We start from the raw sequence: 16,030 nt of genomic DNA, 5'->3' as shown, positions 1-16,030 counted from the left end.
CCAAACATCATGCGCGTCGCCATCGTCCACTACCACCTCGACCACGGCGGCGTCACGCGGGTCATCGAGGCGGCATCCAGCGCTCTAACTGATTCAAATATCCGGCACATCGTCCTCACCGGCGACGCCAAAGGTGGCCGCCATGTCCCCGGCCTCGGCTACCTCACCGATCCCGGCGAACTCACCGCCGGGCAACTCACGGCCAATCTGCGAGCCGCCGCCACCGAAGCCCTCGGCGGCCCTCCCGACATCTGGCATTTCCACAACCACTCGCTGGGGAAAAACCGCCTGCTGCCACGCGTCATCTCGCAACTCGCCGAAGCGGGCGAACGTCTCGTCCTCCAGATTCACGATCTCGCTGAGCAAGGGCGGGCGGAAAACTATCCGCTCATCGCCGGCAATCGGGAGCTCTATCCGTTTTCTCCGCGCATCCACTACGTCTTCCTCAATTCCCGCGACCTCGCCCTCTTCACCGCCGCAGGTCTTCCGCCGGAAAACGCCACGTTGTTTCCCAATCCCATCGCCATCGGCGAATCCCCGTTTGCTCCAACCGATTCCTCACCTCCCCTTCTCTTCGCCCCCGTCCGCGGCATCCGCCGCAAGAACCTCGGCGAGCTGGTGCTTCTATCAGCACTTTCTCCGGCGGGCACGCGGGTCGCCGTCAGCCGGGCACCGGAAAATCCAAAGGCGCTTCCCATCCACGACACCTGGCGGAATTTTGTGGCGAAGCACCACCTGCCCATCGGCTTTGATGTCGTGGACCACTACTCGCCCGTTCCGGGCGCGGCGACGGATTTCGATTCATGGGCCCGCCATGCCAGTCACTTCGTCACCACCTCCGTCTCCGAAGGTTTCGGCCTGACGTTTCTCGAAGCCATCGCCCATGGCAAACCACTCGTCGGCAGGAATCTCCCGCACCTCACCGCCGACCACGCCGCGCATGGCATCCGCGCCGGCCGCCTTTACGATGCCATCCTCGTGCCTATCGAGTGGGTGGACATCCGGATCCTGCGCGACCACCTGACCCTCGATCTCGAACGCGACCACCGCTTCTATCAGCTGCCGCTTTCCGGAAATCCGGTCGGCACCGCCATCGCCTCCATGGTGCGGGACGGACTCGTCGATTTCGGAAACCTATCAGAACCACTCCAGCAGGGAATCGTCGAGCGGCTCGCCGATCCGACCCAGCGCCCGATCCCTCTCGTCCAATCCGCAGGCATCACCCGCCCCGCCGTGGACTGGCTGGAAGAAACTCTCGCCGAACGAATCCCCACCGCCACCCGCGACCAACTCGCTCCCTACTCGCTGGAAAACTATCAGAAATCCATCGGCAATCTTTACGCACAACTCGTCGGCAGCCCTGCCGTCCCACTGCGGCATGTTCCGCCTGCCGCCATTCTCGCGAGTTGCCAACGGCCGGAGAACTTTCATTTCCTGCTGTCCTCTCTCAGACCGGATCCTCTTCAGGGAAAACGCTACCGGGCCGTGGTTTTTGATATCTACGGCACCTTGCTCATCGCTCCGTCCGGCGGAGTGAAACCGGATCCGTTTGCCGATCCCGTCGTGAGGGAAATCCTCCGCCAGCATGGATACACGCCGCCCGCATCGCCAACGGCCGAACTCCACGCCGCAGTTGTCCGTCACCACGCCGCGGCGGAAGTCCCCTTCCCCGAAATCGACCTCCGCGTTCTGTGGCGGGAAATCCTGTCGATCGAACCGGGCAACGACATCACACCACTCATTCAGGAAATCGAGGACGCGTGGCATCCATCCAAGCCCATGCCCGGTGCGGAAAAATTCATCCAACGACTTTCGCGGACCGGCATTTCGCTCGGACTGCTGTCGAATGCACAGTGCAACACGCTCGGCGCCCTCGGGCCGATCTCCGATCTCTTCGCTCCCGAACTGACGGTCCTTTCCTATCAGCACCGCATCGCGAAGCCCGCGCCGGAGCTTTTCCAAATTCTAGCAGACCGCCTCGCGGGCCGCGGCATCTCGCCCGATGAAACACTCTACATCGGCAACGATCCTCTCCACGACATCGTTCCCGCCGCCGCAGCGGGAGTCCGGACCGCCCTGTTCACCGGACATCCGGATTCCCTCCGCCCGGGCGAATGCAGGCCGGACATTGTTTTCGATCATTGGACGGAGCTTCACGAATTATTCTGATAGATCGTCGGCTCATCGCCATTCTTTTTCAGATTCCGTTTGCCCTTTGCCGCATCCGGTGGAAGTTCCTATCATGAACAGTCTTCTCGGCACCGCCGTTTTCCTTCTGATCCTGTGGGTGGTTCTGCGCATCGCCCTCGCCGTGACCGGAGCCTTTCTCCATCTGCTGTGGATCGTCGCCCTCGTGCTGGCAGTTCTATGGGTATACGGGAAAATCCGAGGAAAAGCCTGATCCTCATTTCCGCCCGTAAATCTCCACGTCGGCGATCCGGGCCGTGGAGTCCTCGCCCGCATTGAGCACGGTGATCTTCACGAATTTCGCACCCGCCGCCGGGAATTCCACGTCGGTGACGTTCTCCGTATTTCCCTTGATAACGGCGAGGGTTTTCCAAGATTTGCCATCCACGCTGCCCTGCACTATGAAGTCGCGGATGTTGGTGTCGCGGCTCATGCCGTTGTCGCCGGCATGGCGGATCACGCAGCGGTTGAGCTGATAGACTCCGTCGAACTCGAATCCGAGCCATCGCTTTGATTTCTCCGACGACGTCCACATCGTCTCCGGCGTGCCATCGGTGGCGGCGTCGGCACTGGCTGCGGGATCACCAGACTTCACCGTCGTGGTGGAGGCAAGACACAGGTTGAACGGCAGACCGTTGGCCTCGTTGGACAGGTTGAAATAATGATCCGCCCGCACGAACTCGACCTTGTCCGGAAACTCGCGCTGCAACTGTTCATGGAGCTCTACGATCCGATTGGCCCTCATCTCGCCCCAGACATCCACCTGATAGGAAAGGAATAGCGGGGACTTGCCGTCCCAACGCTGGATCTCCTTCACCAGCGAACCGTGGATGTGATCGAACGATCCCGCATACGGAACCACCAGCTTGTCGAAGCGCAGCCGGTTGTTTTCCACACCACCCGCCACCGTAGGCACATCCTTGAAATTCTGTACCGTGGCACCGTAAAGGTGGCGGCAGTTTTTCTCGTAGGATCTCCGCTGCATCGGGGTGGCATCGTCCCAAATCGTCATCACCCGCAGTCCGGAGCGCTGGAGATATGTTTCCGTTAGTCGGGCATAGCCGTCCATCCGCGCCGGATCCGTCAGCTTGTCGCCCACCGGCGCACCCGGTTCCGTCAGGGTATTGAACGGCATGAGATAACCCATTCCCGAAGGCCCGGTGACGAAACAATCGTTAGGCGTCGCGGTGGTGTAATAGTAGTTCATGATGCCCGGCGCGATGTCCACCAGTCCCGGTGCGATGGTCCAGTTCAGCGGCACCTTGCCTCTGCTGGGAGCCGTGCGTTCCCAATTCTTCCGCATCGCGTGCTGGGTGTATTGGATGTTGTCCCCGTCGCTGATGATGATGGCGACATGCACCTTGTTTTGCAGGGCCGGCATTTTCGGCACCGCTGGAATTCGGATGTGGTGATCCGTCCCCGCATAAACGCTGGCACTCACGAAAAAGTCCGCGGGCATCGTTCCGATTCCGAATTCCGTGGCGGTGGGAATGCCCGTGCGTTCGGTAGTGTACCAACCCAGCGCGATGGCCTCGCCCGCCTTCATGTCACCGAAGAATTTTCGCAGGATTTCCCTTTCAGCCGGGACCAATGTATTGAGCCAAACCACCGCCGACCCGGTGGCGGCTGCAATGTCCCGCGTGTGGTGATAGTCACCGCCTCCGCGTTCATCATGCGGCTTCGCGCTGACGAGCACACGCTTCCCGCACGTCGGCCAGTAGTGGTCGTAAAGATACTGATAGATCTCCACCGGCGTTGTGAACTTCAAAGACGTGAGATCCTCGATGACTTCAAGGGCGATGCCATGCTCCTTCATCTGCGCCAATACCCCGGCGGTCACCGGCAAGGCGTTGCGCTGGGCCGCCACCGTGCCTGCAAGATTTCGATAGTGAGGACTGACCGCCGGATCGTAGAGCACCACGCCGGTGACCTCCTTCGCATACTTCGCCACCAGATCATACTTCGTGGCGCGGTCATAGGGATTACCCGGAGCGAAATTGACGGTCGGCGTGTTCGCCCAAGTGTCGCGGCCTTCATCCGCCCGGTTTTCCAGCAAATAGATCCCCGGTTGATTGCGGTTCACCTGCCCCTGCAACGAGGAAAACGTGATCTGCTCGTCCTTCGAGAGATCCTGCACGACGAGAGTGTCCATCTTTGCCGCGGGCGTGGCGAAGGTCGGCAGCGCCTGCCCCTTCGGCCAGGCAATCCCCTCCGTGATATTGGAAACCTGAGGATACGGCGCGTAAAGATTCGCCGGCGGAACCGGCCCGGCCGCGAGCGCACCGCCCGCGGTGGCCAACCATCCGACACCTAACAACACGATCTTGGAATTCATCTGCTTTCGATTCATAAACGCTCAACTGACAACCGCGCGCTGCTTTCGATCACTCTCTCCGGGCATTGTGCCCCGATCAACGATTTCCCGCCGCTTCCGCGCCCATACGCTCCGCCCGGCGTCCAGCTTACCAGCGGGTGCGCTGGTGATATCAGAAGGTGGATCTGTCACCGCCGTGATTTCGCATCGTGCATCTTTCATGGTGCATTTCACCCGATTTCATGTCCGGCGCAATCCAACCCATACCCATGACTCATTGAAAATCAATGCTTACACGCGTGCGGCACGGTTTCTGCGAAACAATGTTGTCAAACCCGCTCATCAGCGGAAAACCCTGAACTCCACACCAACCCACACGACCATGAAACTGATCCCTATTTCCATCATTGCCCTTTCCACCGCCTTCCTTGCGAGCTGTGACGAACGCAAACAAGCGGTCGAAGACCACAAGGACGCCGTCAAGGAATCGCTTGAACAGGAAAAGGACAACCTTGCTCCCGCCGCGAAGGCAGCCTCGGATCGCGTCGATGCCAATGCCGATGTCCGGAAAGCCGACATCAAGGCACAGATGAAATCCACCGAAGCCCAAATCGAGGCCGATAAGAAGAAGGCCGACGCAGAAGCGGAAGCCGCCAAGGCAAGGATCGATGCCGAGAACAAATAATCGCCAGCGCGGCAAATCTAACAATCACGGCGTGGATCGGCCTGATCCACGCCTTTTTTTTCCCAATATTACCCCCTCCACCGCCATGATTACCAGTTTCATCATGTATCTCGCCGGCACCTTCGTCGTCGTCGGCTTCCTCCTGAGAGTTCTCGAGGTTTTCTAATTTCTTTCCGACATTTTCATCCGGGGGAATGATTTGCGCCCTGCCTTTATTTTCTCACTCCGATGTTCAGAAATCTCGTCTTCGCCTCCTTCGCCGCCGCTACCATCGGAAACGCCTTCGGGTATGGAAATGCCGGGCACCAGGCGATCGGCACCGTCGCCGAACATTATCTGGACGGAACCCGCGCGCTCACCGAAGTCCGCAAGCTGCTCAAGCCGGGCGAAAACCTGGACCGCGCCGCCACCTGGCCCGACCGAGCGAAGCTTCCGGACCAGTATCTCACCGCCGAGATGAAGGACTTCGTCGCGAACAATCCCGACCATCATCGCTACCACTACTGCGACATCCCGTTTCAACAAAGCGCCTACAAGGACGGCATCACCGGCACGGACAAGAGGGATATCGTCCACATTTTGGAAATCTGCATCCAGGTCCTGCAAGCCCCGGACGACAACCGCGAGAACCCGCTCAAGATCGACAAGCGCGTCGCCCTCATGCTCGCCGCCCACCTTGTCGGAGATCTCCACCAGCCGCTTCACGTCGGATGCAGCTACGTCGATGAGAAGGATGAATTCGTCGATCCGGAAACCGGAGCCAAAGGGCAGCAGGACGCCGGGGCGAATTACTTCCACCTCAAGACCCGCAAAGGCAGCCCCCTCCACGGCTATTGGGACACCCAGACCGTGAAGTCCGCCCGCGACCATCTCGGCGTCGAGGACTTCCCCGGCGCCCTCATCAAAACCTATCCATCCAAACCCGAGTGGGATGGCCAGGGCCCCGTCGGCACCTGGCCCGCACAATGGGCCACCGAGACTCTCGGTCTGGCGAAACTCTGCTTCAAGGAGATCACCCCGCGCGACCGTTTCCTCGTTCCAAAAGACGACAAGCACGAAGAACACTTCGAGTGGGTCATCACCCTGCCGCCAACCTATCAGGACCAATCCCGCGACACCGTCGAAGTCGAACTTTCCAAAGCCGGCTACCGCCTCGCCGCCCTGCTCAAAGCCGTCTGGCCGGAGAAAAAGGAAGACGCACCGAAACCCTAACTGCTGATAGGAAAATCGGGAGCTGCGGGATGAGGAAGAGTTTTTCATTGCAGCCTCTCGCGAGCGGAAAAACCCAACGCGCTCTTGACGCCCGGAGGTCGATCTCGGCAGATTTCATAAAACCATGAAACCGATCGTAACTCCATCCGATAGCCCCGCGACTCTGAATGTCCTCGGCATCCCCATGATCATCCGCCTCCACGGCCGCGACACCGGCGGGGTGCTCAGCGTTGTCGAGTCCCACGACGTCACCGGCGGCGGACCACCGCCGCACATCCATCACAACGAGGACGAAACCTTCCAAATCCTCGAAGGCGAATACGAATGGACGGTCGGCGCAGAAACCTTCGTCGCCCCCAAAGGCACCACCGTTTTCGCGCCGCGCGGCATCCCGCACACCTACCGCTACCTCGGCACCGAGCCGGGCCGGCTGATGTGCATCATCACCCCGTCCGGCTTCGAAGGATTCTTCAAGGAAATTGCCGCCCTGAGCCCCGAACAGCAACAGGACATTCCAAAAGTAATGGAAATCGGCGGGACGTATGGACTGCAGTTTCTTCCGCCGCCGGGGGCGTGAGCGGATGGTTTGGGTCATGGGGCTCGCCGCCACATGCTGGAGCCGCCCTGTCCATGTTGCTAGATCCTGAAAAATCCCCTAGCCAAGCCACGCTGATCCCGCCTGTAATGAACGGAACAATCTCCGATGTTCGCGAATCATATGAACGCCCGACTTTCATTGGTATTTCTGCTTCTTGGTTCCATCTCCGGCTGGGCTGCGGAAGCAGCGGCACCACGCTTTGAGAATTTGGCCTCTTTTCTCAGTTGGGCCGACAAAAAGCTTACCGCTGACGATTACGACGCCCTGATCACTGCCCAGGCGGATTCGAAGGACACTCGTGAGACGAAGCTCGCATCCATTCAGAAGCTTGATGCGGATATCGGGAAACAGAAACTGGCGAAGATTTTTGAGGGACGCGTGTTTCCCAAGGACGCGACCACATTCACGCTTGGTGGACACAAGAAGGAGCTGGGCCACTGTCACATTGATTTTTCGAAAGACGGTGACTCTTGGCGGATCGCTGGAATTTGGCAGTGCAGATAACACGGATAAGCTAACAGATGATGAATCGTTCTTCCATCTCTCTTTTGGCGTTGATCCAATTCCTCTCTCAGCCTCTTGTTGACGGGCGGAACAAACCGCACTGAGGCGCTTGATATCGGCACGGGACTTCTGGCATCTTCCTTGTTGATCGCGATTCTTGTCCGGGCGATCCACCCGGCCTAACCGGTCACTTCAACCCTTCACCGAAAACTACCCATGCCATCCCCGATTGAACTGACTGACTCGAAACCGGTTTCCACGGCGGTGATCCGGGACCGCGTCCGGCCGAAGGACTTGGCGCGGTTCGTCCCTGCGGCATGCGGCGAGGTCTGGTCATTCGTTCGCGCCGCCGGTCTGCCACGGCCGGGCCGCCACATCGCGGTGTATTCGGCTCCTCAGGGGACGGTGGAGGTCGGGGTGGAGGTGGCGGAACCATTTGTGGGCAATGACCGGGTCCGATGCTCCGAATTGCCATCCGGTCGGGTGGCGACGACCGTCCATTTCGGGCCATACGCCGGTTTCGCCGACGCCCACTCCCGGATCCGCCAGTGGTGTGCCGAGCACGGGCACCGGCTGTCGGTCGTTTCCTGGGAGGTCTACGGACACTGGGAGGAAAACTGGAACGCCGATCCCTCGAAGATCCGCACCGACGTTTTCCATCAGCTCGAGGACTAACCCGTCTCCGCCCATCAGCGTCTGGCCAATGGCTTGGCACGACCGTAATACTCGTGACTCCAAAGGTCTTCGTTGAGCCTCCGAAGGGGGTGCGAGAAATTTCGGGCTCCTTCGCTTCTGGAGAAGATCGCCTCTGCTGGAAAACCCGGGTGACGAAAACGGTCGTATCCAACTGCTCCGGAATTCCTGAAGATCACCGGAATCTCTCCCAGTTCCCGCTTCACCCCTCGGCCTCGAATCGGCGGATTTCGTTGACGCCCATAGTCTAAAGAGCTTGGCTCTATCCAATGACAGCCAATCGGATATCGCGTTCTTGCGATATGCTGACCCGGCTAATAAAGACTGTTAGCCGGAGAATTGAAGAGCATGTATTCCAGCCGTTATGTGATTGGTCAGCTTGGGACGATTCTGAAGTCAGCATCTCGCGTGATTCGCATTGGCGAGTTCCAGCTCCAGCGTGATTCGGCGATCCGTCGCTTGGCGAGTTCCGGCTTCAGCGTGATTCGTGTTGGTGATTTCCAGCTCCGGTGTAGTTCGGAGATCCACCGATTGTCGGGTTTTGGCTCGTGCGTGATTCCTGTTGGAGAGTTCAAGCCACTGAGACATTTCCGAGTTTCCCGATTGCCGATTCATGATCCATCTGCTAAGCAAGAAGCGTTGAGCATCCGATGCCAATCCAAGAATGAAGATTCGGCTAACAAGTCGTGGATGGCAACCCCCACTAGCCCCTCTGTTCTCGATGCTCACACGTAATTTCAACCTCCACCCCGCGATCAACACTGGCTCCCGCTAGTGGGGTTGCCATCACTTTGACGTTATCCCAAGAAATGCCTCTTACCACACCACAGGGTATTGTAGTTCCATTCCCGGAGCGGTTGACCGAGGGCTACGAGGTCATCACTCGGAAAGCTGGAGGCTACCATTTACGGATCAACATTGATGGCGCTCGGTTATCCGATATTTTTATAGAACTCGTTCAACTAATCCCGGAACCGGGGTTTTTGATTCTCGAATCTCCCTGCAACCAGGTCAGAGAGCTTGAGCTACGGAAATCCGAAAGCGATCCTTTCCATCGCGACGTCTACTATCTGGACGGCTTGGAACGATACCAGTTCATGCAGATTTTCGAAGAGTATTCGGATCTCCTCGTCCATGACGGCTACATAAATTTCGGGTTTGGAAGCCACAATACAGATCACAAGGACGAGATTTTCGTAGGAGCCTACAAGATTACCTCGATATTTACCGATGACATTACGGACTACGAATCTGCATTTAAGCGCCTCGCAATCCCACGTTGTGAGAAGCTGACGACGGCGTGGGACACATTCTCGGACGAGAGGCCTGGAGTCAGGATGGCATGGTCTCGTGGTCATTTCGATATTTACGAGATGATTGAGATCCTGCTTCGTGAGAAGGGACTCTACCATGCAAAGACAATAGTCGACTAAAGGATAACAAGCCCCGACTGGGCAGCCGGCCATAAGCACTTCAATTTCATGATCCTCCACTTTTCAATTGCTGGCCGGTTGCCAGCGCTCTAACGTTAGCCCAATAGAACATGAAAAAGATCAGGCGCATCAACTGGATGGACATGATTGTCGCCAAGCCCGACGAAACCTCTCTCTTCTATGAGCAAGTATTTGGATTCGTTCGCGAAGCGTTACAAGAAGACGGAGATCACACCTCATATTTCGTCAAGGACGGAAACGAGAACGTTCTGGGAATTTGTGATGCCAGCGTTTTTCCGAACTGGGTGTCCGGCTGGCTACCTTATATAGATGTTGAAGATTTCGATCACAGCGTTTCCCAGATCGAAGCGTCAGGAGGAACAATTCACAGTCAGATGAAGATGGGCTTCAACTGGGAAGGCCAGAGGTTTTGTCTGGCGATTGATCCATCTGGAGCACCTGTCATGCTCTGCGAATCCAACCCAAACGACGAAGCCTAACAATTCATGACGCGCCAACCGGCCATAAGCTTTTCAATTTAATTCCAACATTCCTTCAACCGCGCCGTTGGGCGCACTTCTAACGTTAACCGATTAGCCAGCCTATCTATGAACGACGACGATTTCATCGAGCAGTTTGAGGCGTGTTCTTTTCCGTTGGAGCAGTGGCACCACCGCGCGCACGTAAAACTGGCGTATCTTTACCTGACACGGCACGGCTTTGACGCCGCCGAAATGATGCTCCGGAATGGGATCCGAGCTTACAACGCCGCCAACAATATCCCCGACGAACCCACCAGCGGCTACCACGAGACGATTACCCAGTTTTGGTTGCGCATCGTCGATGCCACGGTCCAGCAGTATGGCCAGCTACCAACCGCAGATGAGTTTTTCGAGTTTCACCCGCAACTCAGCCAGAAGAAGAACCATCGTCTGTTCTACTCACCCGGTCTTTTCATGTCGCCTCTAGCCAAGAGGGAGTTCGTAGAACCGGACTTGACCCATTTTCCCATCGTCACCAATGCAACCGAGGTCGGCTAACGTCGTTGATAAAGTTCGGGCTCTGAATGCCGCCGGTTATTACTCTAAAACGTTGCTATGGCTGCCATGGGATTTCTCTCCTTTTTCACCTCCCGCGAGGATCAAAACCCGCCTCAGGCCGGTTCGTCACTGAGTTCCATGGTTGTCGATCTTGGCACATTCCAAGTGGGTTCGACCTGGCTTGGAGCGCTGCCGTCGGTGTCCGATCCATTTCATACGGTCCTGACCAAAGACGAGGTTTTCCAGCCGAAGGGAGAAGGCGTGGAGATCGGAAGCGAGGATGGACTCTTTGACTATGGATTCTTCACCCTGGCATTCTTTAGCGGAACCTTCGCCCTGAACGGACAAACTTTGCGCATTCACGAAGCGACAAGCGAAGACGAGATTCAACAGATCTTCGGTGAGCCCTATTGGATCGACCGATCAGATGGTGAAATCATTCTGTTTTATGAGTATCGGGCAGGGACTGTAGAGCTTCAGTTTGAGTTTCCCGATGGCAAAAAGCTCGGGTTCGTCACGCTTTCCCGGAACGGGGTCCTAGCAGATCGCAGACAACGTGAGAGCTACGGAGTCGATAAGCCTTGGCCACCGCCATGAAATCAAGTGGCGGGCAAAGTCGATCGTTCGCTTCGCTCTGGACGCGCCACCCCGCCATTGCCTATTCTTTGGACGCTAGGCAACTTCACGAACCATGAATGGCAAAACACCAGGCACCGTTTCCCGAGGAAGATTACGCCGTTGCGCTTGGATTGTTCTTGGTAGCGTCGTCTTTGGCGTCCTGATGGGCGGGCGGTCGGAGTTCCAGTCAGTCTGGGTGCGGAGTCTTGTCGCTGGTTGTGCCGCCGGAATTTTCGCTCTTTGCATTTTGCAGTCGAAAAAGACGGGAGATTGAGCACGACACCTAACCATGCGCTAAAGCGACAATGACCGGATGCAATTCTTCCTCAGACACGATATCGCCACTCAAACGCGGAAGAATCGCAGCGGTGACATCGCTTGATTCGTCCACCAAAGAGCGGATGCCTCTCTATCCAGCATCATTCCATGCAAGCAGCCACATCACCGAGAACCAAGCTTAGGACCGAAATCGAGCAACGGTTCCTTCCGCTGGTCCGTGAGCGAGGCTTTAAGGGACCGACCAAACTGAACGGCAATCGAACCTTTCACGATTTCATCCGTCCAACGCCCGATGGCCGGCAATGTCTGAGCATTCAGTTTGAAAAATACCGGAAGCCACGGGTAATTCTGGACCTGACTATCGAACCGCCGGGTGGTTTCGAAAATTCGGCGCGTGATGGCGCCACCCATGTTCAGGGCCGCGTGACCTGGAAACCGGGTGGAAAGAAGAGGTCCTGGTTCCGGGCTGATCGACCGCTCTGGCAGAGATTGCTGGGCAGGCGAAGCACGATCGAATCGGCAGCCGTCGCAGCCATGATCTCTTGTCTGGAGGAGATTGACCAATGGTGGCAGACTCAAGCAGAATCCACTCATATCCGCGTCCTGAGGCACACCTATCCACCGCCCGCATGAACCAACGAAACAAGAGAGGCAAACCAGCCGATGGTTGCAACGGCGGACAATGCCGTTAGTTCGCTTAGCTATGAACACAGCCCCCCTCAATGCAACACTTCAAACGTTCTCCAAGAAAATATGAGCTCACACCGCGGTCTCCTGCATCACTTGATCATTCGTGTTACCGATGCCCGCAGATCCGCTGCGTTCTATAGCCCGGTTTTCGGGTATCTTGGATACGAATTGGCGGATTCGGCATTTGATGACGATTACGGCTATCAGGATTGGAAGCGTTGGGACCACGATACTCCCCATGAGATAAGTATTTGCCAGGCGGAGCGAAGTCTTTCTGATAAGGGGCATTTCCGTGGTGCTGTGGGCCACCATGATCATCTTGCGTTCTGCGCCGAATCCCGGGAAGATGTTGACCGCTTTTACGCTGAGATTCTGGTTCCTCTGGAACGCGAGGGGCTCACCACGGTCGAAGATCCTCCATGCGATTGCCCGGAATACGCGGAGGGCTACTACGCTACATTCTTCCTCGATCCGGACGGGCTCAAATACGAATTTGTCCTCAACCCCAATCACATCAAGAAACGGAGAGCGAGACTGCCCTCCTAACGGCGGAAGCACGACCGGGTAGGCAGCGGTCGCGGCAATTCCATGATGCACCTTGAATGTTAGCCTCAACCGGCAAGACCATGCGATTTCTGATACCAACCGCCCTCGCCATCCTGACGTTCACGGGATGCCGCCGCGCACCTTCACCGGTTACGGTAACTCCGCCATTGCCCGTGGCTGCGACAGTCGCGCGTCCTTCCTCTCAGTCGGTGATCGTCGAGCCGGGAATGAATCTCCGAGCCATTGCCGCAGCGGCCTATGGACATGAGCGTTTCTCGGGATTCGTCGCCGCCGTAAACGGGATAACAGATCCCGAACGCATCGTCGCCGGGCAGGAGTTGAAGACGCCTTCTTTAAGTTCCGCCTTCCGGGATGTGGGTCTGGATCCGCGCTATCAGCCGGCCATCGATGCGCTTGTGAAGGCCTGCACGGACTATCAAGCCGCCGAACCCGCCTATTTGAAGGCACGTCGTGACAGCGGAGTGTCAGCCGGCACATTTACAGTGCCCGAAAACATCCGAGCCACCTTCACCGGGTGCGCTGATTCGATTGATGCGGCTACGGCGACTCTTGGGATGGTGAAGCCGCCGGATAAGGTTCCGAAGATGACGATTGATCAGTTCCGGCAGGTGTCAGGGCTGATCCGAGAGCTAGCCAGCGGATCCATCGACGGATACGGATATGATTCCGATCTGGTAGGCCAGCGATTCGGCCTGGCATTCACCAACGCGATCCTATGGACACAACATCGCCATCAATAACCCCCATGGCGGGACACAAAAAAGCTCCGTGGGAAACCAACAACCCACGGAGCCGGATCGTCCCTTCACCGGGACTTACATGACAGGGAGCAATAGGGAAAACACACCGGTTTCCCCGCCCCTTGTATCTTCAACCAGGAAAATTTCGCCGTGGATGCGGATGACCATCGAGCGAAGCGCCGAGCAGTCGTCATCGGCGCGGGAAACGGGAAAGAAGTCGGCCCTTTTCCGCAGGCTGGCGCGGGTGTCCTCATCGCCTTCATAGTAGCCGGTGGCGAGGGCGACGATTTTTGCTTTGGTTTCGTAATAGGTCGTTTTCACATCACCATAGTAGCCCCGCTTTTGGATTACACATGATTGGGAATTGCCTATTTTCGTGTCGGGCAAAATTCCTACAACGCTGAAGCGGGTGATACGGAAAGCGTGAATTTCCGGATTTTGGGATTGGTAAAATCCGAATCCCCTCTTCCATCCCGCCATGCCCGATCCCGACGCCACCTGGTCCCCGCTCTTTCTTGAATTGCTGGAGAAACACACGGTATCCGATGCGGCACATGACTTGGAACACATCCGGCGGGTGGTGACGAATGCAAGGCGTCTCGCGGCGGTGGAAGGAGCGGATTGGCAGGTCGTGATGCCGGCGGCGTGGCTGCACGATTGCGTGATCGTCCCGAAGTCATCGCCCGACCGCAAGCAGGCGTCGGTGCTCGCGGCGCGGCAGGCGGTGGCGTGGCTGGAGGAGCACGCATGGCCGTTCGGCAAGCTGGAGGAAATCGGGCATGCGATCGAGGCACACAGTTTTTCCGCAGGGATCGCGCCGCGGTCCTTGGAGGCGAAGGTTATACAGGATGCCGACCGGCTGGACGCGCTGGGCGCGGTGGGTCTGGCCCGCACGCTGATGCTGGGCGCGGAGATGAAGCGAGAATTCTATCAGCCGGAGGATCCGTTCTGTGTTTCGCGGCAGGCGGATGATTCGGTTTACACGCTGGATCACCTCTACTGCAAGCTGCTCACGCTGGAAGGAACGATGCAGACGGACGCGGGAAGGAAAGAGGCGGCGCAGCGGACGGTGTTTCTGCGGGAGTTTCTCGCGCAGTTGCAGGATGAGATTGGGTGACTGGATTGAGGGGCTGGGATTGAGGGGCTTGGGGCTGGCTAAGAGGAGATCTTTACCAATCCCCTGCCGCCTAAATCCTCATCGCGAGTGGAGTTCGGTCATTTCCCTCCGTCTATCCAGCCGCGGGTGATGTCGTAAACGTACCAGTCTTCCAGCTTTTTGCGCGCCCACGGATTTTTGCGGAGGAAGGTAAGGCTGGACTTGATGGTGGGATCGAACATGAAACAGCGGATCGGGATTTGATCCGCCATGCGCTCCCAGCCGTGCGTGTCGACCACCGCCCGCAGCACCGTTTCCAAAGTGACGCCGTGGAGGGGATCGTTCGGGTGGGAAGGTGGAGTTTCCATGAGGGAGACAGGCTAGCAACGCGACGGAGTCGGGTCGAGAAAATCGATTCAAGTGGGTTGAAGCATCGAAAGGCTCGAAGAGTTTCATCCGCAAGGAGGCGCAAGAAAACGCAAAAAAAGGGAATGAAGTGGTGGCGGCGTCAACAGGTCAGAGCCCGCATCACTTTCGCGCCCTCATGCCAAACTTTTTACGGGTGAGTTCCGAACGAGTCTCGATTCGTTCCCTCACTCGCCCACCTTGAGGCTCATGCCCATTTCGCGGAAGATCTTGTCCCGAGCATCGAGGTAGCCGCGGGAGTCGAGGTCGCGCGGGCGCGGCAGGTCGATGGTCTGGCGGAGGCTGACGGTGGCCGGGCGCTGGCTCATGACGAGCACGGTGTCGGAGAGCTGGACGGCTTCCTCGATGTCGTGAGTGACGAAGAGAATGGTCTTCTTTTCCTCGCGCCAGATTCTAACGAGATCGGCGCGCATCTTGAGGCGGGTGATGAAATCGAGCGCGCCGAACGGCTCGTCCATGTAGATGATGTCGGGCGACGAGGCGAGGGCGCGGGCGATCTCGACGCGCTGGCGCATGCCGCCGGAAAGCTCGCGCGGGTAGGATTTGTCGAAACCGGTCAGTCCGACCATGTCGATGTAGTGACTGACGATCTCCCGGCACTCGCTATCGGATTTCCCCAACAAGCCGAAGCCAACGTTTTCCTCGACGTTGAGCCACGGGAAGACGCCGTTTTCCTGGAAGACGAAGATGCGCTTGGGATCGGGCCCGGTGACGGGTTTCCCCTCAACAAGGACCTCGCCGGAACTTTGCTTGAGGAAACCGCCGATGATGTTGAGCAGGGTGGATTTCCCGCAACCGGACGGACCGACGATACAGACGAACTCGCCGCGCCTGACGTCGAGCTCGACGTTTTCCAGCACGTGGACGGGCTTGTCTTTTGTCTTGCCGGGGAAGGTCATCCAAAGGTTTCTCACCCGGATGGCAGGTTCATCATTTATGGTGGTCACA

At 57.6% G+C, this 16,030-nt stretch carries 20 protein-coding genes; 16 read left to right on the top strand and 4 right to left on the bottom strand.

Translation table 11 applies throughout. From position 1 onward, the window contains the following. Window positions 1-9: 9 nt before the first annotated feature. Together ABIQ96_RS06860 and ABIQ96_RS06855 are read left to right on the top strand one after the other, a co-directional pair. Window positions 10-2,169, top strand: coding sequence for an HAD family hydrolase (locus ABIQ96_RS06860; protein ID WP_348213825.1), 2,160 nt, complete (start codon window positions 10-12; stop codon window positions 2,167-2,169). Between the two features lie 73 nt (window positions 2,170-2,242). After that, a complete protein-coding gene (locus ABIQ96_RS06855; RefSeq protein WP_348213824.1) occupies window positions 2,243-2,401 on the top strand; it encodes a hypothetical protein in 159 nt (52 codons plus the stop codon). A gap of 3 nt (window positions 2,402-2,404) precedes the next feature. On the opposite strand, the gene ABIQ96_RS06850 is transcribed toward ABIQ96_RS06855, so the two are convergent. Beyond that, a complete protein-coding gene (locus ABIQ96_RS06850; RefSeq protein WP_348213823.1) occupies window positions 2,405-4,522 on the bottom strand; it encodes a discoidin domain-containing protein in 2,118 nt (705 codons plus the stop codon). Window positions 4,523-4,883: 361 nt separating this feature from the next. Between ABIQ96_RS06850 and ABIQ96_RS06845 the strand changes: the two genes are divergently transcribed. From ABIQ96_RS06845 to ABIQ96_RS06785, 13 genes are all read left to right on the top strand, one after another. Beyond that, the gene (locus tag ABIQ96_RS06845) at window positions 4,884-5,186 is read left to right on the top strand and encodes a hypothetical protein (protein ID WP_348213822.1); all 303 of its coding nucleotides are present in this window, start codon (window positions 4,884-4,886) and stop codon (window positions 5,184-5,186) included. After that, a complete protein-coding gene (locus ABIQ96_RS06840) occupies window positions 5,170-5,352 on the top strand; it encodes a hypothetical protein (protein WP_348213821.1) in 183 nt (60 codons plus the stop codon). Before ABIQ96_RS06845 ends, ABIQ96_RS06840 begins: the two co-directional genes overlap by 17 nt. A gap of 62 nt (window positions 5,353-5,414) precedes the next feature. Next, window positions 5,415-6,398 carry a S1/P1 nuclease gene (locus tag ABIQ96_RS06835; protein WP_348213820.1) on the top strand — a complete coding sequence of 328 codons (984 nt, stop codon included), beginning with the start codon at window positions 5,415-5,417 and terminating at the stop codon, window positions 6,396-6,398. A 124-nt stretch (window positions 6,399-6,522) separates the two neighbouring features. Then, window positions 6,523-6,975: a cupin domain-containing protein gene (locus ABIQ96_RS06830; protein WP_348213819.1), complete on the top strand. Its 453-nt coding sequence runs from the start codon at window positions 6,523-6,525 to the stop codon at window positions 6,973-6,975. A 126-nt stretch (window positions 6,976-7,101) separates the two neighbouring features. Beyond that, window positions 7,102-7,500 (top strand): hypothetical protein, encoded by a 399-nt coding sequence (locus ABIQ96_RS06825; RefSeq protein WP_348213818.1) that lies wholly within the window; start codon window positions 7,102-7,104, stop codon window positions 7,498-7,500. A gap of 216 nt (window positions 7,501-7,716) precedes the next feature. Next, window positions 7,717-8,175, top strand: a complete 459-nt coding sequence (locus ABIQ96_RS06820) for a GyrI-like domain-containing protein (protein WP_348213817.1) — start codon at window positions 7,717-7,719, stop codon at window positions 8,173-8,175. 827 nt (window positions 8,176-9,002) lie between these two features. Further along, a complete protein-coding gene (locus tag ABIQ96_RS06815; protein ID WP_348213816.1) occupies window positions 9,003-9,626 on the top strand; it encodes a hypothetical protein in 624 nt (207 codons plus the stop codon). A gap of 110 nt (window positions 9,627-9,736) precedes the next feature. Beyond that, the gene (locus ABIQ96_RS06810) at window positions 9,737-10,126 is read left to right on the top strand and encodes a VOC family protein (RefSeq protein WP_348213815.1); all 390 of its coding nucleotides are present in this window, start codon (window positions 9,737-9,739) and stop codon (window positions 10,124-10,126) included. Between the two features lie 108 nt (window positions 10,127-10,234). Beyond that, complete coding sequence (locus ABIQ96_RS06805; RefSeq protein ID WP_348213814.1) at window positions 10,235-10,666, top strand: hypothetical protein; 432 nt, start codon at window positions 10,235-10,237, stop codon at window positions 10,664-10,666. Between the two features lie 66 nt (window positions 10,667-10,732). Beyond that, window positions 10,733-11,263 carry a hypothetical protein gene (locus tag ABIQ96_RS06800; RefSeq protein WP_348213813.1) on the top strand — a complete coding sequence of 177 codons (531 nt, stop codon included), beginning with the start codon at window positions 10,733-10,735 and terminating at the stop codon, window positions 11,261-11,263. 447 nt (window positions 11,264-11,710) lie between these two features. Then, the gene (locus tag ABIQ96_RS06795) at window positions 11,711-12,196 is read left to right on the top strand and encodes a hypothetical protein (protein ID WP_348213812.1); all 486 of its coding nucleotides are present in this window, start codon (window positions 11,711-11,713) and stop codon (window positions 12,194-12,196) included. A gap of 120 nt (window positions 12,197-12,316) precedes the next feature. Continuing rightward, entirely contained in the window at window positions 12,317-12,799 is a 483-nt protein-coding gene (locus tag ABIQ96_RS06790) for a VOC family protein (RefSeq protein ID WP_348213811.1), read from the top strand. A gap of 56 nt (window positions 12,800-12,855) precedes the next feature. After that, entirely contained in the window at window positions 12,856-13,560 is a 705-nt protein-coding gene (locus ABIQ96_RS06785) for a hypothetical protein (protein ID WP_348213810.1), read from the top strand. Window positions 13,561-13,635: 75 nt separating this feature from the next. Here the strand turns inward: ABIQ96_RS06785 and ABIQ96_RS06780 are convergent, their stop codons facing one another. Continuing rightward, on the bottom strand, window positions 13,636-13,881 hold the full coding sequence (locus ABIQ96_RS06780; RefSeq protein WP_348213809.1) for a hypothetical protein: 246 nt from the start codon (window positions 13,879-13,881) through the stop codon (window positions 13,636-13,638). Between the two features lie 157 nt (window positions 13,882-14,038). Here ABIQ96_RS06780 and ABIQ96_RS06775 point away from each other — a divergent pair, with 157 nt between their 5' ends. Further along, window positions 14,039-14,677: an HD domain-containing protein gene (locus ABIQ96_RS06775; RefSeq protein WP_348213808.1), complete on the top strand. Its 639-nt coding sequence runs from the start codon at window positions 14,039-14,041 to the stop codon at window positions 14,675-14,677. 98 nt (window positions 14,678-14,775) lie between these two features. Here the strand turns inward: ABIQ96_RS06775 and ABIQ96_RS06770 are convergent, their stop codons facing one another. Together ABIQ96_RS06770 and ABIQ96_RS06765 are read right to left on the bottom strand one after the other, a co-directional pair. Next, window positions 14,776-15,024 carry a VF530 family protein gene (locus tag ABIQ96_RS06770; protein WP_348213807.1) on the bottom strand — a complete coding sequence of 83 codons (249 nt, stop codon included), beginning with the start codon at window positions 15,022-15,024 and terminating at the stop codon, window positions 14,776-14,778. Window positions 15,025-15,249: 225 nt separating this feature from the next. Continuing rightward, a complete protein-coding gene (locus ABIQ96_RS06765) occupies window positions 15,250-16,029 on the bottom strand; it encodes an ABC transporter ATP-binding protein (RefSeq protein ID WP_348213806.1) in 780 nt (259 codons plus the stop codon). Between the last annotated feature and the right edge of the window lies 1 nt (window position 16,030).

The organism is Luteolibacter sp. (assembly GCF_039920825.1).
Taxonomy (GTDB): domain Bacteria; phylum Verrucomicrobiota; class Verrucomicrobiia; order Verrucomicrobiales; family Akkermansiaceae; genus Luteolibacter.
The sequence above is the reverse complement of the archived record's forward strand: the minus strand, read 5'-3'. Positions and strand labels throughout refer to the sequence as shown.